Below are 22,564 nucleotides of genomic sequence, written 5' to 3' on the forward strand. Positions count from 1 at the left end.
ACTGGTTACATGCCCAAAAATAAAGATGCCCTCTCCCGGTATCGGTGGATAGACGAAAGATTACGCAACAAACGCCTGCCCAAGCCTACGCTGGACGCGCTCGTGGAGTTCGTATCTGGCAAGCTGGACAAATCCATTGCGGTGCGCACCATCCAGAAAGACCTGGAAGACATGCGCAACGATCCTGAACTGAACTATTTTGCGCCCATCAAATACAACCGCAGCTCAAAGGCCTATCATTACGAAGACGACACGTATTCCATCAGCAACAGCCCCATAGACGAGGCGGACCTGCAAGGCCTCGAAGTGGCCATCGGCATACTGGAACAGTTCCGCAGCCTGCCGGTGATACAACGTTTTGAAGACGCCATCCTGAAAATTGCGGCCAGCCTGAAAATGAACCGCCAGCAACTGGAAAACCAGGGCCTCATCAAATTCAGCAGGGCCAGCCAGTATAAAGGCGCAGAGCTGATACCGGAAATTGTGGACGCCATCAAAGAACGGGAAGTGATCCGCATTGCGTACCAGAGCTTTGACCGCAAAGAGCCCAAAGAACACTGGGTAGAGCCGTACCACCTGCGGGAATACAACCACCGCTTCTACCTCATCGGCAAAAGCCAGAAAGCCAAAGGCGGCACCGTGCTTACTTTTGCGCTGGACCGCATAGTGAATACCTGGCCCACCAACAAACATTTTGACGAAAAGAATTTCGATGACGCCAGCTATTTCCAGCACGCCATCGGCATCACCGTATCTTCCGAAACACCGGAAGACATCATTCTTTCCTATACCCCGCTGCAGGGTAAATACGTGAAAACACAACCCCTGCATCATTCCCAGACCATTCTGAAAGATGATGACGAAGAGTGCCGCATCGGGCTAAAGATCGTGGTCAATCATGAACTGATCATGCTGCTGCTGAGCGCGGGCGGGCGCGTGAAGGTGATACAGCCGCAGCACCTGGCAGATAGGATTGCGGAAGAAGCCAGGGAGATCACAAAAAGATATGCATAAAAAAACCGGGCCGTTCGCCCGGTTTTTTAAGAAAAATTATGGCTGTGCGGGTTTCTCGAATATCTTGTCGTCTACCGCGGGGTTGCTCTGCACTTTACTGAAGCTCATCTTCATGCCCATTGGCTGCTGCTCCGAAGTTTCCGCATACACATACCCTTCCGGCGTTTTCTTATAGTTGGTGAATGTTTCCACCACCTCTATCTCCTGGCCCTGCACCGCTTTTTTGGTGACCCTTTTCGAGATGTAGTAAGTATTGGCATCCAGGTAATAATCACTACTGGAGCCGTCTGCACGGGTCAGTTTCAGCTTGTACAGCTCTTCGCCGTTCAGCGTTTCCTTGCCGTTCATTTCCAATTTAAAGCCCTTGTTCTTGTAGTCGAACAGTTCGCCGGTGAGGTCCAGATCAATAGCGCCTTCTTTCACGGCAGCCTCATCCGCATCTACCGGTGCGGTCTGTTGCTGTATGGGCATAAACATCCACCCGGAGGTAGGTGTCATGACCGTAACGTTGTTGGTACCCATTATTTCAAATTCCACTCTTACGCCTTTTTTGTGCTTGGTAGACACTTTCAGCGGTATATCCATGCCCTGTATGCTCATGGTGCCTTCCATGATCTGTGTCTGCAGTGATGTCACCTTGTCTGCGCCGCCAAGCGCGGCTACGTGTTTGCTCACCACTTCGTCAGCGGTCTGTGCCTGGCTGCTGACCACGGCGCCGGCAAGGGCGAGGGTTAGGGTTAACGCGCGTAATGTTCTCATAAAAAAGTTTTTAGTGATCGTGTCAAATTATGCTACAAATGTATCCTTTTAATGAAAATGGCAAAATCCATTTAGATTTACAGCCATGAATCAGTTTGAGGTAGCCGGCCACCTGGTGGACATTCCCGGCAAACGCACCTACCCCGCCGTGGTAACCGTTGCCGGCGGCCGCATTGCCGGCATCAGGCCGGCCACCGCACCGGAAGTGCCGCAGCAATATATACTGCCCGGTTTTATAGACGCCCACGTACATATTGAAAGCGCCATGCTGGTGCCTTCGGAATTTGCGCGGCTGGCCGTGGTGCACGGTACGGTAGGCACCATTTCAGACCCGCATGAAATAGCCAATGTGCTGGGCACGGCCGGGGTGGAGTATATGCTGCGGAATGCGGCGCAGGTGCCCTTCAAATGCTGTTTCGGCGCGCCCTCCTGCGTACCGGCTACCGTGTTCGAAACGGCCGGGGCCGCTATTGACGCGGCACAGGTGGCGGCACTGCTGCAACGGCCGGATATCTATTACCTGTCAGAAATGATGAATTATCCCGGCGTGCTGCATAAAGACGCGGAGGTGATGGCCAAAATAGCCGCCGCCCGGCAGGCGGGGAAACCGGTAGACGGCCATGCCCCCGGCCTCCGCGGCGCTGATGCGGCCGCGTATATTGCCGCCGGCATCAGCACAGACCATGAGTGTTTTACGCTGGAAGAAGCGCTGGACAAGCTGCAGCACGGCATGCGCATCCTTGTCAGGGAAGGCAGCGCCGCCCGCAACTTTGAAGCGCTGGCGCCCCTGCTGCAAAGCCACCCGCAGATGGTGATGTTCTGCAGTGACGATAAACATCCGGACAACCTGGTGGAAGGCCATATTGACCAGCTGGTGAAACGGGCGCTGGCCAAAGGCTACGATCTTTACAACATACTGCAGGCCGCCTGCATCAACCCCGTACAACATTACAACATGCCCGTGGGCCTGCTGCAACCAGGCCACCCCGCAGACTTCATAATAGTGAACAACCTGCAGGCGTTCAGCGTGCTGGCCACCTACGTGAACGGCCAGTTGGTGGCGGAGTCAGGAAAAACGCTGATAACACCTGTTCCGGTAACAGCGGTGAACCGGTTCAGCTGCGAGCTGAAAAAACCCGGGGACTTCCGGGTGCCCGCCGGCGGCACATCCGCTACTGTGCGGGTGATCGAAGCACTGGAAGGGCAGCTCATTACCAACAGCAGTACCGCCGTGCTGCCGGTGCAAAACGGGCAGCTGGCGGCAGACCCCGCGCAGGACGTGCTGAAAATAGTAGTGGTGAACCGGTACCGCAACGAAGCGCCCGCCACCGGGTTCATCAGGCATTTCGGCTTGAAACAGGGCGCCATTGCCTCTACCGTGGCGCATGACAGTCACAATATTATTGCAGTGGGCATAAACGATGAGCGTATATGCGAAGCCGTTAATGAGCTGATACGCTGCCAGGGCGGCATTTGCGTAACGGGGCAGCGGGGCAGCGAGGTACTGCCGCTGCCGGTAGCGGGCCTGATGAGCGCGGAAGACGGTTATGCCACCGCGCGCCGCTACAGTGAGCTGGACAAAGCGGCCAAGGCGCTGGGCAGCACCCTGGACGCTCCTTTTATGACACTATCTTTTATGGCGCTGCTGGTAATCCCTCACCTCAAGCTCAGCGACAAGGGATTGTTTAACGGCGATACGTTTACGTTCGAAAACCTAACTCTCTCCTAACCACAGCGTACCGTTCACACTATCCCGGGAGGCGCCGGTTACGGAAGCCAGCACGTTCACCTGCTGGCGCCAGCGGAGGGCGCCTATCAATGCCATGATCAACGCTTCCTTATAGGCCGCGGTCTGCGCATCGGGCACCAGTACCGTAATGCCCAGCGGGGCCAGCTGCTCGCTGATGCACTGCACCATAAACGCGTTGAACGCCCCGCCGCCCGTTACCAGCAGCTTCTTTTCTCCTTCTTTGGATACGCTCAGGGCCTGCGCGGCAGCGGCTACCTGGGTGGCAATATGGGTAACGTAGGTGCGGAGCTTGCCTTGTACAGACAGGCTGTAGCGGCTTATCAGCGGCAGCAGTACTTCGGTGCCGAAGTCGTTGGCGAGCGATTTGGGATAGGGCTGGGCATAATACGGCTGGCCGTTCAGCTCCTGCAGCAGCGCCGGGTCTGCTACACCGCCGGCGGCCAGGGCGCCGTTCTCATCGTAAGGTTTTCCCAGGGCGGCGGCCAGCGCGTCCAGCACCCGGTTGGCCGGGCATACGTCAAAGGCGCGGAAGGTATCGCTCTCTTTGGCGGAGAGGTTGGCAATGCCGCCGAGGTTCAGCCAGTAGTCATACCCGCCCAGCAGCAGCTTTTCGCCAATGGGCACAATGGGCGCTCCCTGGCCGCCCAGAGCCACGTCCATGGCCCGCAGGTCACTGATCACGGGCAGGCCCGCCGCGGCCGCAATGGCCGCGCCGTCTCCCAGTTGCGCCGTCATATGCCGCTCCGGCATGTGGAACGTGGTATGGCCGTGGGAAGAAATGAAATGCACTTTATGTTCCAGCCCGTGCCGGGCAATAAAATCCTTTACCTCCGTGCCGATGTAGCGGCCGTAGTCCGTATGCAGCAGCTGGTACTCCCGCGCCGGGAGGTCTACAGCCCCCTTCAGCGCCTGCACCCACTCTGCGGAATAAGGGCGGCACTCCGCCTGGCGTATCACGTACGTCCACGCGCCGCCTACTTCACTCAGCTCCACAAACGCAATGTCCAGCCCGTCTAGCGAGCTGCCTGACATTAAACCTATAACATTGTATACCATGCAACAAATATAGAATGAATTGCGGGGAAGGCAACTACTGCTGTAATCAAATCGTACTGCATATTTGGGCGTTCCTAATTGAAAAAATGCTATTTTGGCAGCAACAAACGTAACCGGGCTATGATAATCAACTTAAGTGAAACCAATTCGCTGGTGGGCGACTGGATGAGCGAGATCCGCGATGCTGAAGTGCAGACAGACAGGATGCGCTTTCGCCGCAACCTCGAACGGTTGGGGGAAGTGGCGGCCTATGAGATCAGCAAAACGCTCACTTATGTTGATAACGAAGTACAAACACCGCTGGGCACCGCCAATTGCCGGGTAATCAGGCAACAGCCCATACTGGCCACCATACTGCGCGCCGGCCTGGCCCTCCACCAGGGATTGGTGAACTACTTTGACAAAGCAGACCATGCCTACATTTCCGCTTACCGTAAACACAACCGGGACGGTACTTTCGAGATCAGCCTGGAATATGTAAGCTGCCCGCCGCTTGACGAGCAGGTGCTGATCCTCTCTGATCCCATGCTGGCCACGGGCGCTTCCATGGTCAAGACCATAGACCACCTGGTGGAATTTGGCAAGCCCGCACACATCCACATTGTTACCGCTATTGCCTGCACCATCGGCATTGAATACGTACAGCGCCATGCAGACGCCAACATCAGCATCTGGGCGGGAGACATAGACGATGAGCTGACGGCCAAGGGCTACATTGTACCCGGCCTGGGAGACGCCGGGGACCTGGCCTTCGGCACCAAGGTGCAGCAGTAACAAATACCATTTTTTTACGTTTTATAGTTATCATCAGCAAGGCGCTATTTACCACAGGCAGGAAAAACCGGGTTGCCCTTCATACTGAACCAGTTATAGTAGCGGCAATTTGTTATATAGATTTAATTTGAAATATAATAGTAATTTTGTACCTTCATATTATATAGTGTCCCTATATGCTTTAACCGTTGAAAGTGATGAAAAAAAAACTACTCCTATTAACCATATTGGCATTGATGTATGCTTTTAGCCCTGTTAAAGCGCAGGACCCTCATTTTACACAGTTTTTCGCCTCACCGCTCACCCTCAATCCTGCATTTACCGGCTATTTTTCAGGCGATCTCCGCCTGGCGGGCAATTACCGTTCCCAATGGCGCAGCATTGCTTCACCCTACGTTACCGGCACGGTATCCGCAGACTTCGGTATTCTCAAAAACGTGATCTCTTACACGGATACCTGGGGCGTAGGCATCCTGGGCTTATATGATAAAACGGGCGCGGGCGCGCTTAACTCTTCTTTTGTGGGCATCAGCACGGCGTATCACAAGGGGCTGGACGTGGAAGGCAACCACACCCTGGGCGTAGGCCTGCAGGCGGCCTTTGTGCAGAAAAGAGTAGACCCCAGCAAGCTGCAGTTCGAATCGCAGTTCAATGACAACGGGTATGACCCCGCCCTGCCCAGCGGCGAAACGCTGACCAACCTGAAAATATCTTACATGGACTATAACGTGGGGCTGCTGTACAGCGGGTTGATAGGAGAATCTTCCAACCTGTACCTGGGGGTTTCTTACTACCACTTCACGCAGCCTACGGAAACTTTCATGACGCAAGACAATAACCGCCTCAGCTACCGCTATACCATACACGGCGGCGGCTCTTTCCCGGTGAATGGCAGCAACCGCATCCACATCAGCGCGCACTACATGCGCCAGAACCAGGCGGTAGAAACCACCTTTGGCGGGGCTTACGGTTTTATGCTGAATGATATGCAGGATGCGCCCACCATCTTTTACATCGGCTCCTGGTACCGCCTGAAAGACGCCATCAACCCCTACCTGGGGCTGGAGTTCAAGAGCTTTAAAGCCGGCCTGAGCTATGACCTGAACGTATCTACCCTTAAACCCGCCTCCAACTACCGCGGGGGTACGGAGTTATCACTGATCTATATTATGACGAAAGGAGACAGCAGGAAGAACGGCACGCTTTGCCCCAAGTTCTGACCTGCCTCAAAACATATCTTATTGAAAAACGGTTGGCCGCACGGGCCGGCCGTTGTTATTTCTGCACCAGCCCTTTCCCCTTGCTCACCCATTTACTGTCTTTGACCCAGAACCGGTATGGCCGGTATGCGTCTTCCATGGCATAGGCCACGCCCACACGCGTGCCAATGGCAATCTGCCGTGGCGGCAGCGCCGGCGCGTCTTCTATCCACACCGTGTTGCCCAGCAGGCTCTGGCCCGTAAGGCCGGTGGTGATGCCGAGCGCTTTGGTGAGGCTGCCTGGGCCGGCCGTCAGTGTATAGTCTATTTTTGTTTTACCGGTGCGGAGCAGCATCCGCTCCAGCCCCTCCAAAGGCTCCAGCGCCCGTACCAACACGGCATGCGGCACGTCCCTGCCATGCGTTACCACGTTGAAAAGGTGATGAATGCCGTAACAAAGGTATACGTACGCCACGCCGCCGGGGGCATAGATAATTTCCGTGCGGCTGGTGCGCCGGTTGTTGTACGCATGCGATGCCTTGTCCGTAGCGCCCGCATAAGCCTCGGTTTCCACAATGCGGCCGGACGTGCGCACACCATCTATTTCCGTTACCAGCAACTTACCAAGCAATGCCTTCGATACCTTCATCACATCGTTCTGTTCATAAAAAGCAAGTTCAAGTTTAGCCATGCTGCAAAATATTATTAATTTAGTTGCGTTACATTCGTTGTTCCAGGTTTACTCCCGCATACCTTATTTCTGTCATACATAAAAAGCTAAACCTTTGTTTTCATTAAGAGAAGTACTGGGAGCAGTGCAATCCTACGGCAAAGCGCATCAATTCATTTCCCGCCACCGCTTGTGGAAGTGGATCATTATTCCCGGCATTATCTATTGCATCCTGTTCGTAACGGGCATCTATTTCGTTTGGCAGTATTCCGGTGTTTTTATTGACTACGTGCTGAACCTCTTTACCCTCAAAACCTGGATAGAAGAGCTGCAGAACGGCTGGGTGAACTTCCTCTTCCTGCTGGTGGGCTTTGCGGTGCGCATGGTGTTCCTGCTCATGTATTTTTCTTTTTTCAAATACCTGTTCCTGATCATCGGCTCCCCGCTCTTTGCCTACCTCTCGGAAAAAACGGAGGCCATTATGCAAAACAAGGATTTTCCTTTCAGTTTTTCCCAATTGCTGAAAGACGTGGTGCGCGGCGTCAGGCTCTCGTTCCGCAACCTGTTGTACCAGACGGTGTTCATGCTCATTATTGCCATCCTCGCCTTCATTCCCATACTGGGCTGGCTCACGCCGCTGATAGCCCTGCTGGTGGAATGTTATTATTTCGGGTTTTCGATGATGGACTACAGTTTTGAGCGCCGCCGGTGGACGATGGGGCAGAGCATCACCTACATTGGCCAGCACAAAGGCATGGCCATTGGCAACGGGGTGGTATTTTACCTGGGCATGTTCATTCCCGTGGCGGGCTGGATACTGGCCCCCTGCTACGCCGTGATTGCCGCCACTATTCACTTACAACAACAAAAGCTGCCCGATGTACGGTAAAGTATACCTGGTGCCCACAGTGCTCAGCGCGGACGCCCTGTTTTCCCTGCCCGCCTACATCACAGATACCGTGCGCACCCTGCGCATTTTTTACGTGGAAAATGAACGTACGGCCCGCAGGTTCCTCAAAGCGCTGGACAAGCGCATTGACATAGACAGCCTGCAGCTGCTGCCCATGAACGAGCATGAGCCGCCAGACCTGGCAAAGGCCCGGCAACTGTTGCAGGAAGGGCATTCCATCGGCATCATCAGCGAGGCGGGTTGCCCGGCCGTGGCAGACCCCGGGCAGCTGGTGGTCAAAACCGCGCATAGTATAGGCGCTACCGTTATACCCATGGTAGGCCCCAATTCCATGCTGCTAGCCCTGATGGCATCCGGCATGAACGGGCAGCACTTCCAGTTTGCAGGTTACCTGCCTGTAAAACCTCCGGAGCGCGCCAAAGCCATCCGCGAGCTGGAAGCGGCATCCGCCAGGAAAGGGCAAACGCAGATATTCATTGAAGCGCCTTACCGCAACAACCAGCTGCTGAAAGACATACTGGCCAACTGCAAACCGTCCACACAGGTATGCGTGGCGGCTGACCTGACCGCCCCCACGGAGTACATCCGCACGCAAAGCGTGGCCCAGTGGGGGAAACAGGCGTTTGACCTTCATAAAAGACCGGCAATATTCTTGCTGGCCGCGGAGTAGCGAGGGCATAAAAAAGCCGGGCTGCCGGTGCAACGCACCACCGCCCGGCCTCCTGTTATCTTCAAACCGTCTAGAACGCCACCCGCTTTCCCGTAGCGGGGTCAGTAACGGAAATAATACTGTCTACTATAAAGGTGCTATACCCCCGCCACGGCAGCGCGCCGAGGTATTCCCTGTAGTGCAGCTCCAGGAACTTGCCGCTGCTGCTCATCAGCTTTTGCGCGATCCTTTCGTCCGTAACGGAAAACTGAAATTCGTTAGACTGTACGCCGCCCAGGTTCTGCGGCTTGAAACCTGTCTGTATAAGGCGTCCTTCATAGGTTTTCCAGACATACCCTTTCTGCACAAAAAAATTCAGCTCCCCGGCCTTGGCGCCGCGCCCGAACACAAAGTAGTAGCGGTAAAAGAAAAAGGCCGCAAAAATCAGGAGCAGCATGCTCACAAGGATGAATACAAATCTTTTCATTTGGGTGTTGTTGGTTTTACAAACCGTATTTATCTACAAGATACACCAATGCGCCCATTCCTGCCGCACCCAGTTCCAGTTCTCTTTTGTTCACGGCCTCAAACACGTCTGACGCAGCGTGGTGATAATCAAAATAACGCTGGGAGTCAGGAGAAAGTTCTGCCACGGGCGTGCCCAGCTCCCGGCGGAGCGGGCCAATATCCACGCCGCCGCCCACTTCGTCAAAATCATAGAGACCATAGGGCAGGAACAGGGGTAGCCAGCTTTTCACCTTGCTGCGCTGGGCGTCCGTCATTTCCATGATGAAGCCGCGGGGTGTAAAGCCGCCGGCGTCGCTTTCCAGCGCAAAGAGGTGTTTTTCCCGGTTGGCTTTGGCCAGCTCCGCATATTTGGAGCCGCCGCGCACGCCGTTCTCTTCATTGGCAAACAGCACCACGCGCAGCGTACGTTTGGGGCGTATGCCGGCGGCTTTGAAGGCGCGGAGTATTTCTATGGACTGTACACAGCCGGCGCCATCATCATGCGCGCCTTCGCATACGTCCCACGAGTCCAGGTGGCCGCCCACGGTAATGTACTCATCCGGGAACTCGCTGCCTTTCAGCTCCCCGATAATGTTGTGGCCAACCGTGTCTGGCAGCATCTGGCAGGTAGTGCGCAAAAATACCCTGGCGCTGCGGTCTCCGGCAATTCTTTTGCTGAGGCGGTCCGCATCCTGCAAGCCAATGGCTACGGCGGCTATTTTGGGAAAGGAATCATTGTACCGGGTAGAGCCGGTATGAGGATGATTATCCGTACTGTGGCTCATGGAACGCACAATAACCGCCACCGCCCCGTATTTGGAAGCCCGGCTGGGGCCCTGTGAGCGGAAGCGCACCGCATCGCCATAAGCCTGGAAGGTTTTGACGAACCTGTTATTGAAAGGATAGTTGTAGAACACGATCTTGCCCTTCACCTGGTCTTTTTTCTGCTCCAGTTCCTCAAATGAACGCACTTCGAGCACGGGAGCGGTAACGCCCTGGGGGCCGGTGCCCACAGCGTTGCCCAGGGCCAGCACGTTCAGCGGGGGCACAAGGTCCCGCCGGTTGCTGATGATGCGGGCCTGTTCCTTTTCTCCGCGTACCCAGTGGGGCACCTGGCACTCCTGCGTAAACACCCTGTCTGCCCCGGCGGCTTTCAGGGCGGCCTCTCCCCATTTTTCAGCTTTCACCATCTGCGGCGAGCCGGCCAGGCGGCCGCCAATGGTTTTGGTCAGCACCCGCAGGTTATCATATGCTTTGCTGCCGGTCAGCATCTCATCGCTGAGGCGGCGGATGGCCAGGGAGTCTTCCTGCTGCGCAAAGGCGAATTGCGCCATGCAGCAGGCGGCCAGCGCCAGAATTGGTTTTCTCATATACGGATGATAGATTGTTGATGATGTAAAATTACAATTTTCATCTTCCTCCGGCCATCTTCTTCAAAAAAGCCTCCTTCCGCCGTACAGACACTTCCAGCTCGGAATTGTCCGCCAGCAACACATAGCCTCCTTTTCCCCGGTTATACTTTTTAACGTAGTCAAGATTGACCAGGTGAGAATAGTGTACCCGGAAAAAATTATGCTTTTCCAGCAATTCTTCAAACTCTTTCATTGTTCTGGATACCATAAGATGCCGCCCGTCTGACAAAAAGAACTGCGTATAGTTCCCGCTGGCCTGACAGCGTACTACTTCGTTGATATTCACAAACTCCAGCCCTTCCTGCGTGGGAAGCGCTATCTTCTTTCCGCCGGCGCCTGCCTGCAGGTTATGGAACAACGCTTCGTATTTCAGGGCCGCTTCCTGCTGGTCCAGGCTGCTGATCAGTTTGTCTACACTGTTTACCAGCTCCGAAGGCCCAACCGGTTTAAGAAGATAATCAACCGCGCTGAACCGGAAGGCGGTAACAGCATACTGTTCATAAGCGGTGGTGAAAATAACACGAAGGCTGGGGGCGTTTATCTTCTGAAGCAGCTCAAAGCCGGTGCGGCCTTCCAGCTGAACATCAAGAAAAACCAGTTCAGGGGCAAGCTGCAGGATACGCTGTTCTGCCTGTACAATGGAACTGCAACTGTCAAGCAACCGCACTTTTTCCCCGCAATGCGTTGCAAGCAACATTTGAAGCCTTTCCACGCAGTGCGCCTCATCGTCCACAATGATAGCGTTTATCATGATCAGAATTTATGTTTTAGTTGAATTGTCACCATAACCTTTGTTCCCTGTTCCAAGTCGGTAAAGATGATGTTGTCCGCTTTGCCACGGCTATTGTTCCAGATGCGCACCCGGGAGCGGGTGATGGGTATCCCCATGGACTTTCTCCCATTGGCTGCCTGCCGGCTTTGTCTTCCCCGGCCGTTGTCTTCCACCACACACACCAGGCCTCCATTTTGCAGGCTTATATCTATCAGTATCCTTCCCTGCCGGTCTATGCCTGAAAGGCCATGCCAGATGCTATTCTCCACAAAAGGCTGCAGCAGCAGGGGCGGAACCAGGGTATTGTGCGGATCAATTGTTCCATCAATACGGACAGTATAATCGAACGCCCCGTTGAGGCGCGTTCTTTCCAGTTTCATATAGTGCTCCAGCACCTGCAGATCTTCTGATAAAGTTATTTCTTTAAACTCCGAGTTTTCCAGTATTGTGCGAATGACGGCGGAAAACCTGACAAGGTAATCATCCGCCTGCAGCGGCTCGTTCCGGCTGATAAATGCGCTGATGGCATTCAGGGAATTAAAAATGAAATGCGGGTTCATTTGCGCGCGTAGGGCCTTCATCTCCGTGTCAGCCATTTTAACGCGCATTTCCGCGTCCCTTCTTTTCCGGTAAAGCGCATACCCGCCGGCAGCGGCGGCTATCAATAACAACAGGCCCGTCAGCACGGCAATTTCAATCGCTTTCCGCCGCCGGGCTTCCGCGCGGGCCAGTGCATTGTCCCTTTCATGTGCCGCTTTTAGCAGCGCTTCCTTTTTCTCAAACTCAAACTGGATCTGCATATGCATAACAGACCTGGCCTTTGCGGAATTGAAAATACTGTCCCGCAGCGCAATGTGCCGCTTGTAGGCCTGCAGGGCCTCATTATACTGCCCGGACTGCTGCAGTACCTTGCTCATGGCTTCCCAGGCAAAGCTCTGGTTCTGCACGGATGAGGCCTCACTGGCCAGCTGAATGGCCTTTTGCAGTGAACTGCGTGCCCCGGCGGTATTTCCGAGGTCAATGTTTGTTTCTGCCAGCTTGATCATGGCATAAACCGTATTTTCCCTGTCATTTGTCTGTTCATACAACCGCAGCCCTCTTTCCAGGTAATCATGCGCCATGCTGTTATCGTTCATCCCCTGATATACGGTGCCAATATTAACAAGATCACTCGCAATGCGCCGTTTGTTGCCGATAGAGGTATTCAGTGCCAGCCCTCTCTTATAATACTGCAAGGCGGTTTGCGGGTCTCCATGCTCATTGTAAAGCGTGCCCAGGTTACCGCAGGCATTGGCCTCACCCTGCCGGTTGCCGGCGCTGGCATAAAGCGAAAGCGCTTCACCGGCATATTGCAGCGCACGTGGATAATCCTTCATGTTCTTATATACAAGCCCGATATTCACCAGCGTATTGGCAGTAGCCGCGCTGTCTTTCCCACGCCATTGCCGTGCGACATCCAGGAAGTACTTCAACGCCTGCGGATAATCTGACAAGGCAAGGTATACCACCCCCATGTTTGAATAGGTGTTTGCAATACCGGCATAGTGCTCAAGCCCGGTGAATAAAGACAGTGCCTCCTGATGGTATTCAAGCGCCTTCCTGAAATCTGACATGTTGTAATAGCTGAGCGCCAGGTTGTTCAGTGCTTTTGCGGCGCCGAGCTTGTTGCCAGCCTCAAGATGGATGTTCAAAGCCCGTTCTGTGGCTCCCCTGGCAAGGGAGTCTTCTCCCATTGCCCAATGGTTGGTGCCTTTGTTATTGTATGCGGCGGCCAGCATGGCCGGATGGCGCAGCCTGCCGGCCAATTCAATGGCCTGGCCCGCAATTGCCGCTCCCTGCGCCGGATCTACCTGGTAATATGCAAATGAAAGCTCGTTGAGCAGATGAAGACGAAGCGTGTCTTCGGCCCGGTGACGCTCCAGCGCGCCGGTGAGCGAATCTACCAGGGGCTTCTGGGCAACCGCGCTCCCGGCAAATAATATAGTCACTATCAATAAAACGCTTCTGATCATGAGGTACGGTTTGGGATAAAGAAAAGATACACTTTTCACGCAGATGCATACAGTTAATCGTCCGGGCCCGGCAGTTGGTAAATGATGCTCCGGAGCCTTAAAATAAGTTCTTTCTTTGACAGATACGAAGGCCTGCCAGGCATTTTTGAAGCAATATCACATCTGTAAACGCCAAGAATATGTTTTTTCTATTATTTCTCCTGATAGCGGCTGCCGTTGTGGCCGTCACTTCTTACAACTCCCTCCAGAAACTCGGCCAGGATGTGAGAGAAAAAGCATCTAACACCCAGGTGGCCATCAGCAAAAAACTGGCGCTGATCAACCAGCTCATAGACGTGGTAAAGAATTATCAGGAAGGGGAGCAGCTGGTGCAGCTGAAAATATCGCAAGATGCTTCGGCCGCCAACCTGGCCAGTTCTTACCAGCAAACGGGAGCGGTAATGGCGGCCGTACAGGGCATTGCAGAAAAATTCCCCAACCTGAAAGCCAATGAGCAATATCACCGCCTGGTAGATAGCATTCAGCAGTGCGAACAGAACATCCAGGATTCAAGGGAACGGTACAACCATGCCGTGAAGAAATATAATACCCGGCGGTCCAAAATCCCGACGGTGTTCTTTGCCAAAACCATGGGTTTTCCAGAGGCGCCTTATATGCAGTTTGATGTATCCGGCATGAATGAGACCGCTTCCCTGCATCAGTTCAAAACGGATGATGGCGAGCGGCTGCAGCAACTGCTTTCAGGGGCAGGTAGTAAAATAGCGGGCCTGGCCTCCCAGGCGGGCAAGGCAGGGGCCGAATTGCTGGATAAGTTCAAGGAACTGCCCGAGCGGGATAAAACAAAGGAATGACTATGACCAGATATTATTTATTGCTGATTACCATTCTGCTGGCGGGCTGTTCAAAAAAAGGCGACCCTGCCGGAGCAGAACCGGCCGAATATTACCTGCGTTTCAAGGCGGAGGGGCTGCAGCAGGAGTACCGCCAGGTTACCTCGGCTCATTTATACTACGATGCGGAAAACCTCGCTTATCATTGCAACCTGACCGCCGCGCTTGACATCAGCGCTCCCACACGGAACATCCTCTCCCTCTTCCTGGTAAATAAGGAACAATATAAAACAGGCATCGTTTACCACTTGCGGAACGGCATACACATGCCGAAAACGAATGCCGTAATGCCGCAGGTCATGATATCACTCCTGAATGAGAACGGGAAGCCCTATACTGCACAGCTTTTGCCCGCCAGTTGGTACCAGTTTGATGATATGGCGGAAGTACGGTTCTCGGAAATAACGGACAAGCATGTCAGGGGGTACTTTTCCGGGCTTGCTTTTACCGCCATGCCGGAAAGGACCCCTATGAAGATCACTGACGGCGAGTTTTATTTGTCTGTTATCCGGTAATGCCGAAACGCCAGCCATATTCTTCCCGGAGGCCTGCCGCTGGCCCCAAATGAAGCTGGCATGACAGAGCCGGGAGCCCGGTGTTTTGAAATTACTTACCTTAGCACTTCATAAAATCCACTAGAAGGATGCGCATAGGAATAGTTTGCTACCCTACTTACGGGGGTAGCGGTGTGTTGGCTACCGAACTGGGAAAAGCACTGGCAGATAAAGGTCATATGGTACATTTCATCACTTACCAGCAACCGGTGCGCCTGAATGCATTTCACGCCAACATTTATTATCACGAAGTACAGGTGCCCACATACCCGCTGTTTGATTTTCCGCCTTATGAAAGCGCACTGAGCAGCACCATGGTAGATGTGATCCTGAACCAGAAACTGGACCTCCTGCATGTGCACTACGCCATCCCCCATGCCTCTACCGCATACATGGCGCAGCAAATAGTAGCCAAGCAGGGCCGTTATATACCGTTCATCACTACTTTGCACGGCACAGACATTACCCTGGTGGGCAAGGATAAAACCTATGCCCCGGTGGTGACCTTTTCCATCAATGAATCAGACGCCATCACCGCCGTGTCTGAAAATCTGCGGGAAGAAACCTTCAAGTACTTCCCTATTGAAAAAGACATTTCGGTGATCTACAATTTTGTGGACACTGCCCGCTTTGCCCGCCGTGACCTGCCGCATTTCCGCAAGGCCATAGCGCCCAATAATGAAAAGGTGCTGCTGCACGTGTCTAACTTCCGCAAGGTGAAAAGGGTGCCCGACGTAGTGAAGGTGTTCAAGCAGGTACGTGACGCCATGCCGGCCAAGCTGCTGCTGGTGGGAGACGGGCCCGACCGCCCTACCATAGAATGCATGTGCCGGGACCTGGGCATTTGTGAAGACGTGCGGTTTGTGGGCAAGCAGGAGCAGTTGGAAGACGTGATGTCTATCAGCGATCTTTTTTTATTGCCATCGGAATACGAAAGCTTCGGCCTGGCCGCGCTGGAAGCCATGGCCTCACAGGTGCCGGTGGTTTCTTCCAATGCCGGCGGCCTGCCCGAGATCAATATAGACGGCGTAACCGGTTTCAGCAGCCCGGTGGGTGACGTTGACCAGATGGCGGCCCACGCCATCCGCGTGCTGGAAGATGAAAGCCTGCTCAGCCGCCTGCGAAGGGGCGCCCTGGAACAGGCCTCCCGCTTCCACATCGACAATATCATTCCCCGCTACGAAGCACTGTACGACGCCGTGCTGCAGCAGGCCCTGGTGAGATCGTAAACAGTTCCGCAGCGATAACAATACATAAAACAGGCTGGCCAATTGCAATTGGCCAGCCTGTTTTATGTATTGTCCGTTTGGCTGTTTATCTCAGTTTGATCCAGTTATTGGCGTTCTGCAAAGCGCCGCCTTTGTACACCTGCACTTCCACTACTCCCATAGACTCGTCTTCGTTGGAGCGGGCGGAACCTATCACCTGCCCGGTGCGTACCTTGTCTCCGGCCCGCACGCTGGGGCTTTGGATACCTACATAGTTGGTGAAATACTGCCCGTGTTTCATCATAATTACAAAACCGGCGCCGGGGATGGAGAACACGCGAGACACGGTGCCTTCAAATATCGCTCTTACTGCCCCTCCCTTCCGGGTACCGAATACAATGCCGTCATTTTCTTCGGTGATCCGCTCCATGTCCGCATTCTTCTGCCGGCCAAAGTAGCTCACGATCATGCCTGACTCTACGGGCCAGGGCAATTTGCCGCGGTTGGCCTCAAAGTTGTCTGACAGCGCGGCTGCCTCAGGTGAGGCCTCCAGTACGTTCAGCACCCTGCTGGGTTTCTCTGCCGCCACTTCCGGCTCCCTGGCCGGCGGCGGTGGAGGGGGTGGCTGCGTAACCGCGGCCGTAGGATTGTTTTTGGCGGCCTCCGCGGCGGCGGCCAGGGCACGCTTCCGCTCTTCTTCCCTGCGCTTGCGTTCCGCTTCGGCGGCTTTCTTCTTGGCCAGCGCTTCTGCCTCCGCCTTGCGGCGGGCATCTTCTATTTCTTTACGGATGGCCAGGCGGATGGCGTCCTGTACTTTTTTCTGCGCTTTCTTCTTCTCGTTAATATCCTGCAACAGTTCCTTTTCGCGGCCTTTCAGCTTGACCACCACTTCGTCTTTCTCCTTCCTGTCTTTCTCCAGCGTAGCCCTCTGGTCCTTTTCAGATTTAAGCGCGGTGGAACGTTTCTCCCGCTGCTCCTGCAGGTTCTTCACCTTCAGTTTCAACTGCTCTTGCGTTTCAACAATATTGTCTGCCTGCCGTTTGCGGAACTCGCGGTATTGTTTGAGGTATTGGTAGCGGCGGATGGCCTCGTTAAAACTGTCTGCCGAAAAAACAAAATTGAGCATGGCATAACTGCTCCGGTTTTTATAGGCGGCTACGATCAGTTGTGCATATTGCTGCTTGAGGGTATCCAGGTCTTTTTCCAGGGTCTTTACATCGCGGAGCGCGGTGTTGATGTCCCCATTGATGAAATTCAGTTCTTCATTGATATTGCGGATCATGCGGGCGCGCAGGTCTATCTTGTTACGGAGCGCGCGCAATTGCCCCAGGCTCTCCTTGCTGGTTTTCTGGGTCTCCTTCAGCAGGCTTTGCGCTTCATCCATCTGTTTTTGTATGGCCCGCTTCTGCCGTTCCAGTTCTTCCCGGGACGGCTGGTTCTGCGCCTGCAGCATAGCCGGCATCAGCACCAACGCCATCAATAAAACAGGGATAAACTTCTTCAATTGCAGCATTTTTTATGTTCAATGATGATTTATAACGTTAAATATACTACGAAATTGCCAGCCGGGCCAATTACTCGCGCGTATACTTGTCAGGTACCGGGAACGGGAAAGACTGGGGTTTGTTGAACTCCATCCTCTTGAAATCCAGCGCCACTTTGACCACGCTTTTGTCTTCCACGTAAATTTTTCGTTGAAAAGCTATCTTCCGCCCGTCTACCACCTTGTGCGCGCCATAGGTCAGCTCTACCACACGGTTATTGGCCGCCGTGCTGTCCCGGTCCGTAATGCGGCATTGCTGAATCACATAATCGTCCGCAAAAACATTAAAGAGGCTCACCAGCGTGGGCTGCATGGAAGCAAAAGAGATCACGGACTGGGTGGTCACAATATTGGAAATGGAGTCTGACAGGAACACGGCGTTCCCTACGATCAGGTCTTGCAGCGTTGTCAGGTCCATATTGAGCTTGAGCATTTCCTGGCCTTCCTGCACATTGCGGAGGGTAACGGTGCCTTCCAGGCGGTTCACGATCTTGATGCTGTCTTTCGTAACCAGTATGCGGGCGCCTTCAATATTAGCGGGGCCGGCTACCCTTATCCAGATAGCGCTGTCATATTCCATGCGGATGTTAACGCCCAGGTTGTTCATGCGTTTGCCCCGGTCATCGTCATAGTCCATTCTCAGTTCCGCGGAAAAGGTCTTGTATTCAATACGGTTGGCGCGTACTTTTTCCAGGATGCTTTTGGCGAGGGCCGCTTCCTTTTCCCGGCTAAGCGCATCCTTGCTACTGCCGGTAGTGTCTGAAGGAAAGGTGGCGCGGGTTATTTTAGTAGCCCGGCATGAAAATAATACGAGGCTGAATAAACATGCAACAATTTGTAGTACTGCTTTTTGCTCCATTATACGTGTAATATTTTCGTGGCCCGCCCCCGTGTGGTCAGCGGTCCAGGCTTTTGATATAACGCTTCTCTGCTATTTTGCGGGCCAGCCCCTGTGAGTTGGCGCCCCTGGCCTTGGCCAGCTGCCAGTATTCTACGGCTTTATCCTTTTCATTAAGGTTGAAAAGAATATCGCCGTAATGTTCCAGCACGTCCGGGTCCTGCTGCGCCTCGGGATACTGCATCGCTTTCTCTATCCAGCTTCTGGCCTGCTGGTATTTGCCCATCCTGAAAAGTATCCAGGCGTAGGTATCCATATACGTAGGACTTTCCGGTTTCAGCTCCAGCGAGCGGCGGCTGAGCTGCTCGGCCTTCTCCAGGTTATCTCCGCGTACAGAAAGGTAATAGCTGTAGTTGTTCATCACGATATGGTCTTTGGGCCGGAGCGTCAGCACCATATCGTAACTGCTGTCACTGCGGGCATGCAGTCCGCTGGCGTGGTAGGCATCTCCCAGCAAGGCATATACATCTGCCACAAACCGTTTTTCCCCGCCAATGGCCAGCGCCGTGTTGAGAGACTGGATGGCGGTATCGTACCGTTGCCTGAAATAATTGGCCAGGCCATTGAAATAAAAGCCCATGAACTCTTTCGGGAACTGGCGGGTAACATGCGCGCTTATACGCAGCAGGGAATCCGTCTGTTCCGTACGGGAGTACACCCACATCAACTGGTACCACACGCTGAAACGGGTAGAATCCAGGGCAATGGCTTTTTTATAGTTCACCAGGGCACTGTCTGGCTGGTCTGCCTGCGAGAACATGTCTGCCCGCAGGGCGTAGGCCTTGGCTTCCCGGGGATGGGACTCCACAATGAGGCCGGTGAGCAGCAGCCCTTCCGCCCGCTTGGTAGTGTCTGTTTCCAGCATTTGCAGGTACGGGTATACAAAAGATATTTTCTCGTCTATGGTGTACTCCTTGTTCTGGAATGCCTTCACCAGGAATGCCCTGTATTTGGGCTCATTGCCGTTCTTCTTTTCAAAATTGGCAATAGCGATCAGGGCGCGCGGGTGGTACGGGTCCATCTGCAGAATGGTGTCATACACGGCCTTGGCTTCGGGGATGCGTTCAGACGCTTCGTAGATCTCCGCCAGCAGGCCCCAGTAACGCAGCTCTCCCGGTTCCTGCCGGGTGAGTTTGCGCACTTCGGCGGCGGCCTTGTCTACCATATTCAGCCGCATAAAAATGCGCTGCTTCTGGAAAACGAGGTCTTCCACCACGCCCACGCGGCTTTCAATGGTGTCAAACACCTCCAGCGCTTCTGAAAAATGGCGGCCTTTGGACAGGGACATGCCCTTGTTGAAGAGCAGGTCATCGTCTTGCGGGTTTTGCCGGCTCAACTGGCCGTATACCACAGCGGCGCTGTCAAACATTTCGTTCATGGTATACGCGTCTGCCAGGGCCATGCGGAACCACTTGTTGGAAGAGTCCAGCTGTACGGCCCTGCGGGCAAAACCCAGGGAGTAAGACGGGTTCCGCACTTCCATGAAGAGGCGGCTCAGCTCATAATAAACGGTGGGATTGCTGCGGTTGAGACGGATGTAATCAGAGTACTGGGTGATGGCCGTTTTATAATCGCCTAACATTTTGGAGCGCTGGGCGGCAAAGAACAGGCTGTCTGCCCGTTGCTCCAGCACCTGCTGCTGCACGGCAGCGGGCACGGAGGCAACTTTGCGGTTGCTTCCACAGCCCGCGGCCGCCAGGGCAGCAGCAATTGTTATAACGATAACGGTTAAACGCATACTCAGGATTTTCCTGTATGGCCAAAACCACCCGCGCCCCTTACGGTATCTGTCAATTCCGGCACTTCCGCCAGCGTTGCCTGTACAAAGGGCGCAATCACCATCTGCGCAATGCGGTCTCCGTGCTGGATGGTTTGCGGCTCGTTAGACAAATTGATCAGAATGATCTTGATCTCTCCCCTGTAATCAGCATCTATCGTGCCGGGCGTGTTCAGCAGGGTAAGCCCCTGCTTGATAGCCAGCCCGCTGCGGGGGCGTACCTGCGCCTCAAAGCCGGAAGGCAGCTCCATAAACAGGCCGGTGGGCACCAGTGTGCGCTCCAGCGGTTGCAGGGTGAGCGGCGCGGCCAGGTTGGCGCGCAGGTCCATGCCAGCGGCGTCTGCCGTGGCGTAAGACGGTAACGGATTTTCCGAACGGTTAATGATCTTTACTTGTATATCAGCCATTTAAACAAAGGTAAACAGTTAAAAATAAACGCTACTGCTTTTCCAGCAGTACGGTAGCATAGGCTACTACCCCTTCTTCCCGGCCCACAAAACCCAGTTTTTCCGTAGTGGTGGCCTTGATAGACACTTCTTCCACCGTAAGCCCCAGCAGGCGGGCAATAACCTCCTGCATTTGCGGTACGTACGGCTTTATTTTAGGCGCCTGCAGGCACAGCGATGAATCCACGTTCACCACGCTGTAGCCTTTTTCCCCGATCAGCTCACTGCAGCGGGCCAGCAGTATCTTGCTGTCTATGTTCTTGTATGCCTGGTCCGTATCCGGGAAATGTACACCAATGTCTCCCAGGCCGGCCGCGCCCAGCATGGCATCGCAAATGGCATGCAGCAATACGTCCGCGTCGCTGTGGCCCAGCGCTCCCTTGTGATGCGGCACCAGCACGCCGCCCAGCCAAAAGTCCCTGTCTGGCACCAGTTGGTGAAAATCCACCCCTAATCCGATCCTTAACTTGCTCATAGTAGTCTAAAAAAAATATTACGATCTGTTAAAATAATAAATCCTCCCTTGGTACCGGAGGATTTATTGTTGCTTGCATTTATTATTATGGCAAAGATACTGTACTATTCGTCATTTCCCGACAAGTCGAATGTAAGGGTGAACCGGAGCGTGTTAGACAGCGGGTTGCGCTGGATACCCGTTCCTGAAGGCACGAGGTAAGAAAAGTTCAGCCCGAAAATGTTGTATTTCACACCCAGGCCCGCTGTAAAATAACGGCGGTTGCCTTTCGTCTTGTGCTCGTTGTAATAACCGGCGCGCACGGCAAACTGGTCGTTATACCAGTATTCACCGCCGAGGGAATACATCAACTCATGCAGCTCTTCCTTGAAACCGCCCGGCGCATCGCCAAAGGAGGAGAACATGCCTTCCAGCATGCTTTTGTCAGGATACGTGCTGTCCAGCCGGGGCGTAGGCACCAGCAGCTTGTTCACATCCAGTGAAAAGGTCACTTTATTGTATTCGTCTATACCAATAGTATAAGAGGTGCCGAGACCCAGGTTAGTAGGCAGAAAGTCTTTCTGGGCGGATTGCGTGTAGGAAATACGGTTACCGATGTTGGTGATGGCAAAACCGAAGCTCCAGTTGTTTATTACGCCGTTATCCTTTTCAAAATCCTTGGTATAAAAACCGCTGACGTCTGCCGCTACGGCGCGGCCGGGGCGTATGGTCTGCTGGTCTGGCGTAACGCCGGTGGCCAGGCTGGAGTGGATGTAACGCAATGCCACACCCAGAGACCAGTTGTCACTCAGCTTGCGGGCATAACCGGCGTCTATGGCAAATTCACGGGGGCGGAAGGTGCCGTTGTCCGCACCGCCGATATCACGGAACTCAATGTCTCCCAATGAAAAATAACGGAGAGAACCGCCAATGGCCTGCAATTCGTCCAGCTGGGTATAGCCGGCCAACTGCGCCAGGAACACATCATTCACCAGTTCTTTCAGCCAGGGAGTGTATGTAACGGCCACTGCCGATTTTTTGGGGGCAAAAGGCAATTTTGAGAGGTTCCAGTAAACGGAATTGGCATCCGGCGAAATGGCAAGGCCGGCATCGCCCATGGCACCGCTTCTAGCGTCTGGGGATATACGAAGAAAGGGTACGGCTGTATTAATGGTATTCATACGCCCATCCAGCTCATTTCTGTCTGGAGGGTCCTGCTGGGCAAAAGACTGCTGGCTGAGGAATAGGGCAGACACGCATATTGCAACCGTCGTAATCCTTGAAAACATGCAAAATTTGTTTAATAGCTA

Annotated in this window: 22 protein-coding genes; 9 read left to right on the plus strand and 13 right to left on the minus strand. The window is 54.0% G+C overall.

The annotated features are described in order from the left end of the window. Nucleotides 1–9 precede the first annotated feature (9 nt). On the plus strand, nucleotides 10–1,014 hold the full coding sequence (locus tag D3A97_RS04705; protein ID WP_157986353.1) for a helix-turn-helix transcriptional regulator: 1,005 nt from the start codon (nucleotides 10–12) through the stop codon (nucleotides 1,012–1,014). A gap of 36 nt (nucleotides 1,015–1,050) precedes the next feature. Here the strand turns inward: D3A97_RS04705 and D3A97_RS04710 are convergent, their stop codons facing one another. Further along, nucleotides 1,051–1,773, minus strand: a complete 723-nt coding sequence (locus D3A97_RS04710) for a LolA-like protein (RefSeq protein WP_119077189.1) — start codon at nucleotides 1,771–1,773, stop codon at nucleotides 1,051–1,053. 85 nt (nucleotides 1,774–1,858) lie between these two features. Between D3A97_RS04710 and ade the strand changes: the two genes are divergently transcribed. Then, nucleotides 1,859–3,502: an adenine deaminase gene (gene ade / locus D3A97_RS04715; protein ID WP_119077191.1), complete on the plus strand. Its 1,644-nt coding sequence runs from the start codon at nucleotides 1,859–1,861 to the stop codon at nucleotides 3,500–3,502. Here ade and D3A97_RS04720 read toward each other — a convergent pair. Continuing rightward, entirely contained in the window at nucleotides 3,488–4,579 is a 1,092-nt protein-coding gene (locus D3A97_RS04720) for an anhydro-N-acetylmuramic acid kinase (protein ID WP_119077193.1), read from the minus strand. The two genes, ade and D3A97_RS04720, sit on opposite strands and share 15 nt — an antisense overlap. 120 nt (nucleotides 4,580–4,699) lie before the next feature. On the opposite strand from D3A97_RS04720, the gene upp reads away from it, so the two are divergent. Further along, nucleotides 4,700–5,353: a uracil phosphoribosyltransferase gene (upp, locus tag D3A97_RS04725; protein WP_119078425.1), complete on the plus strand. Its 654-nt coding sequence runs from the start codon at nucleotides 4,700–4,702 to the stop codon at nucleotides 5,351–5,353. Nucleotides 5,354–5,550: 197 nt separating this feature from the next. Further along, nucleotides 5,551–6,573 (plus strand): PorP/SprF family type IX secretion system membrane protein, encoded by a 1,023-nt coding sequence (locus tag D3A97_RS04730; protein WP_119077195.1) that lies wholly within the window; start codon nucleotides 5,551–5,553, stop codon nucleotides 6,571–6,573. 55 nt (nucleotides 6,574–6,628) lie between these two features. Here the strand turns inward: D3A97_RS04730 and D3A97_RS04735 are convergent, their stop codons facing one another. Then, complete coding sequence (locus tag D3A97_RS04735; protein ID WP_119077197.1) at nucleotides 6,629–7,243, minus strand: DNA-3-methyladenine glycosylase; 615 nt, start codon at nucleotides 7,241–7,243, stop codon at nucleotides 6,629–6,631. A 94-nt stretch (nucleotides 7,244–7,337) separates the two neighbouring features. Between D3A97_RS04735 and D3A97_RS04740 the strand changes: the two genes are divergently transcribed. Together D3A97_RS04740 and D3A97_RS04745 are read left to right on the plus strand one after the other, a co-directional pair. After that, on the plus strand, nucleotides 7,338–8,111 hold the full coding sequence (locus D3A97_RS04740) for an EI24 domain-containing protein (RefSeq protein WP_119077200.1): 774 nt from the start codon (nucleotides 7,338–7,340) through the stop codon (nucleotides 8,109–8,111). Then, nucleotides 8,101–8,802, plus strand: a complete 702-nt coding sequence (locus D3A97_RS04745) for an SAM-dependent methyltransferase (protein ID WP_119077202.1) — start codon at nucleotides 8,101–8,103, stop codon at nucleotides 8,800–8,802. Before D3A97_RS04740 ends, D3A97_RS04745 begins: the two co-directional genes overlap by 11 nt. A gap of 70 nt (nucleotides 8,803–8,872) precedes the next feature. Here D3A97_RS04745 and D3A97_RS04750 read toward each other — a convergent pair whose 3' ends face one another. From D3A97_RS04750 to D3A97_RS04765, 4 genes are read right to left on the minus strand one after another with little or no spacing between them, the layout of a single operon-like run. After that, nucleotides 8,873–9,268, minus strand: a complete 396-nt coding sequence (locus D3A97_RS04750; protein ID WP_119077204.1) for a hypothetical protein — start codon at nucleotides 9,266–9,268, stop codon at nucleotides 8,873–8,875. A 16-nt stretch (nucleotides 9,269–9,284) separates the two neighbouring features. Next, nucleotides 9,285–10,658, minus strand: a complete 1,374-nt coding sequence (locus D3A97_RS04755) for a M20/M25/M40 family metallo-hydrolase (RefSeq protein ID WP_119077206.1) — start codon at nucleotides 10,656–10,658, stop codon at nucleotides 9,285–9,287. A gap of 40 nt (nucleotides 10,659–10,698) precedes the next feature. Beyond that, nucleotides 10,699–11,451: a LytR/AlgR family response regulator transcription factor gene (locus D3A97_RS04760; protein WP_119077208.1), complete on the minus strand. Its 753-nt coding sequence runs from the start codon at nucleotides 11,449–11,451 to the stop codon at nucleotides 10,699–10,701. 2 nt (nucleotides 11,452–11,453) lie between these two features. Beyond that, nucleotides 11,454–13,484, minus strand: a complete 2,031-nt coding sequence (locus D3A97_RS04765; protein ID WP_119077210.1) for a tetratricopeptide repeat-containing sensor histidine kinase — start codon at nucleotides 13,482–13,484, stop codon at nucleotides 11,454–11,456. A 179-nt stretch (nucleotides 13,485–13,663) separates the two neighbouring features. Here D3A97_RS04765 and D3A97_RS04770 point away from each other — a divergent pair, with 179 nt between their 5' ends. From D3A97_RS04770 to bshA, 3 genes are all read left to right on the plus strand, one after another. Further along, nucleotides 13,664–14,335, plus strand: a complete 672-nt coding sequence (locus D3A97_RS04770) for a LemA family protein (protein WP_119077212.1) — start codon at nucleotides 13,664–13,666, stop codon at nucleotides 14,333–14,335. Between the two features lie 2 nt (nucleotides 14,336–14,337). After that, nucleotides 14,338–14,889 carry a hypothetical protein gene (locus D3A97_RS04775; protein ID WP_157986354.1) on the plus strand — a complete coding sequence of 184 codons (552 nt, stop codon included), beginning with the start codon at nucleotides 14,338–14,340 and terminating at the stop codon, nucleotides 14,887–14,889. A 128-nt stretch (nucleotides 14,890–15,017) separates the two neighbouring features. Then, on the plus strand, nucleotides 15,018–16,157 hold the full coding sequence (gene bshA / locus D3A97_RS04780) for an N-acetyl-alpha-D-glucosaminyl L-malate synthase BshA (protein WP_119077216.1): 1,140 nt from the start codon (nucleotides 15,018–15,020) through the stop codon (nucleotides 16,155–16,157). Between the two features lie 85 nt (nucleotides 16,158–16,242). Here the strand turns inward: bshA and D3A97_RS04785 are convergent, their stop codons facing one another. The 6 genes from D3A97_RS04785 to porV form a co-directional block, all read right to left on the minus strand. Next, nucleotides 16,243–17,640, minus strand: coding sequence for a murein hydrolase activator EnvC family protein (locus D3A97_RS04785; protein WP_157986355.1), 1,398 nt, complete (start codon nucleotides 17,638–17,640; stop codon nucleotides 16,243–16,245). A gap of 70 nt (nucleotides 17,641–17,710) precedes the next feature. After that, on the minus strand, nucleotides 17,711–18,538 hold the full coding sequence (gene lolB1, locus D3A97_RS04790) for a lipoprotein insertase outer membrane protein LolB1 (RefSeq protein WP_119077221.1): 828 nt from the start codon (nucleotides 18,536–18,538) through the stop codon (nucleotides 17,711–17,713). 37 nt (nucleotides 18,539–18,575) lie between these two features. Then, nucleotides 18,576–20,315, minus strand: a complete 1,740-nt coding sequence (locus tag D3A97_RS04795; protein WP_119077223.1) for a tetratricopeptide repeat protein — start codon at nucleotides 20,313–20,315, stop codon at nucleotides 18,576–18,578. Nucleotides 20,316–20,317: 2 nt separating this feature from the next. Then, nucleotides 20,318–20,761, minus strand: coding sequence for a dUTP diphosphatase (gene dut / locus D3A97_RS04800; protein ID WP_198673865.1), 444 nt, complete (start codon nucleotides 20,759–20,761; stop codon nucleotides 20,318–20,320). 31 nt (nucleotides 20,762–20,792) lie between these two features. Next, nucleotides 20,793–21,275 carry a 2-C-methyl-D-erythritol 2,4-cyclodiphosphate synthase gene (gene ispF, locus D3A97_RS04805; protein ID WP_119077226.1) on the minus strand — a complete coding sequence of 161 codons (483 nt, stop codon included), beginning with the start codon at nucleotides 21,273–21,275 and terminating at the stop codon, nucleotides 20,793–20,795. A 104-nt stretch (nucleotides 21,276–21,379) separates the two neighbouring features. Next, entirely contained in the window at nucleotides 21,380–22,510 is a 1,131-nt protein-coding gene (porV, locus tag D3A97_RS04810) for a type IX secretion system outer membrane channel protein PorV (RefSeq protein WP_232825846.1), read from the minus strand. Between the last annotated feature and the right edge of the window lie 54 nt (nucleotides 22,511–22,564).

This window comes from Chitinophaga alhagiae, from assembly GCF_003568665.1.
Lineage (GTDB): Bacteria > Bacteroidota > Bacteroidia > Chitinophagales > Chitinophagaceae > Chitinophaga > Chitinophaga alhagiae.

Coding starts and splice junctions, on each gene's coding strand:
- D3A97_RS04705 (WP_157986353.1), top strand. CDS start 10: ATGCCCAAAAATAAAGATGCCCTCTCCCGGTATCGGTGGATAGACGAA.
- D3A97_RS04710 (WP_119077189.1), bottom strand. CDS start 1,773: ATGAGAACATTACGCGCGTTAACCCTAACCCTCGCCCTTGCCGGCGCC.
- ade (WP_119077191.1), top strand. CDS start 1,859: ATGAATCAGTTTGAGGTAGCCGGCCACCTGGTGGACATTCCCGGCAAA.
- D3A97_RS04720 (WP_119077193.1), bottom strand. CDS start 4,579: ATGGTATACAATGTTATAGGTTTAATGTCAGGCAGCTCGCTAGACGGG.
- upp (WP_119078425.1), top strand. CDS start 4,700: ATGATAATCAACTTAAGTGAAACCAATTCGCTGGTGGGCGACTGGATG.
- D3A97_RS04730 (WP_119077195.1), top strand. CDS start 5,551: ATGAAAAAAAAACTACTCCTATTAACCATATTGGCATTGATGTATGCT.
- D3A97_RS04735 (WP_119077197.1), bottom strand. CDS start 7,243: ATGGCTAAACTTGAACTTGCTTTTTATGAACAGAACGATGTGATGAAG.
- D3A97_RS04745 (WP_119077202.1), top strand. CDS start 8,101: ATGTACGGTAAAGTATACCTGGTGCCCACAGTGCTCAGCGCGGACGCC.
- D3A97_RS04750 (WP_119077204.1), bottom strand. CDS start 9,268: ATGAAAAGATTTGTATTCATCCTTGTGAGCATGCTGCTCCTGATTTTT.
- D3A97_RS04755 (WP_119077206.1), bottom strand. CDS start 10,658: ATGAGAAAACCAATTCTGGCGCTGGCCGCCTGCTGCATGGCGCAATTC.
- D3A97_RS04760 (WP_119077208.1), bottom strand. CDS start 11,451: ATGATAAACGCTATCATTGTGGACGATGAGGCGCACTGCGTGGAAAGG.
- D3A97_RS04765 (WP_119077210.1), bottom strand. CDS start 13,484: ATGATCAGAAGCGTTTTATTGATAGTGACTATATTATTTGCCGGGAGC.
- D3A97_RS04770 (WP_119077212.1), top strand. CDS start 13,664: ATGTTTTTTCTATTATTTCTCCTGATAGCGGCTGCCGTTGTGGCCGTC.
- D3A97_RS04775 (WP_157986354.1), top strand. CDS start 14,338: ATGACCAGATATTATTTATTGCTGATTACCATTCTGCTGGCGGGCTGT.
- bshA (WP_119077216.1), top strand. CDS start 15,018: ATGCGCATAGGAATAGTTTGCTACCCTACTTACGGGGGTAGCGGTGTG.
- lolB1 (WP_119077221.1), bottom strand. CDS start 18,538: ATGGAGCAAAAAGCAGTACTACAAATTGTTGCATGTTTATTCAGCCTC.
- D3A97_RS04795 (WP_119077223.1), bottom strand. CDS start 20,315: ATGCGTTTAACCGTTATCGTTATAACAATTGCTGCTGCCCTGGCGGCC.
- dut (WP_198673865.1), bottom strand. CDS start 20,761: ATGGCTGATATACAAGTAAAGATCATTAACCGTTCGGAAAATCCGTTA.
- ispF (WP_119077226.1), bottom strand. CDS start 21,275: ATGAGCAAGTTAAGGATCGGATTAGGGGTGGATTTTCACCAACTGGTG.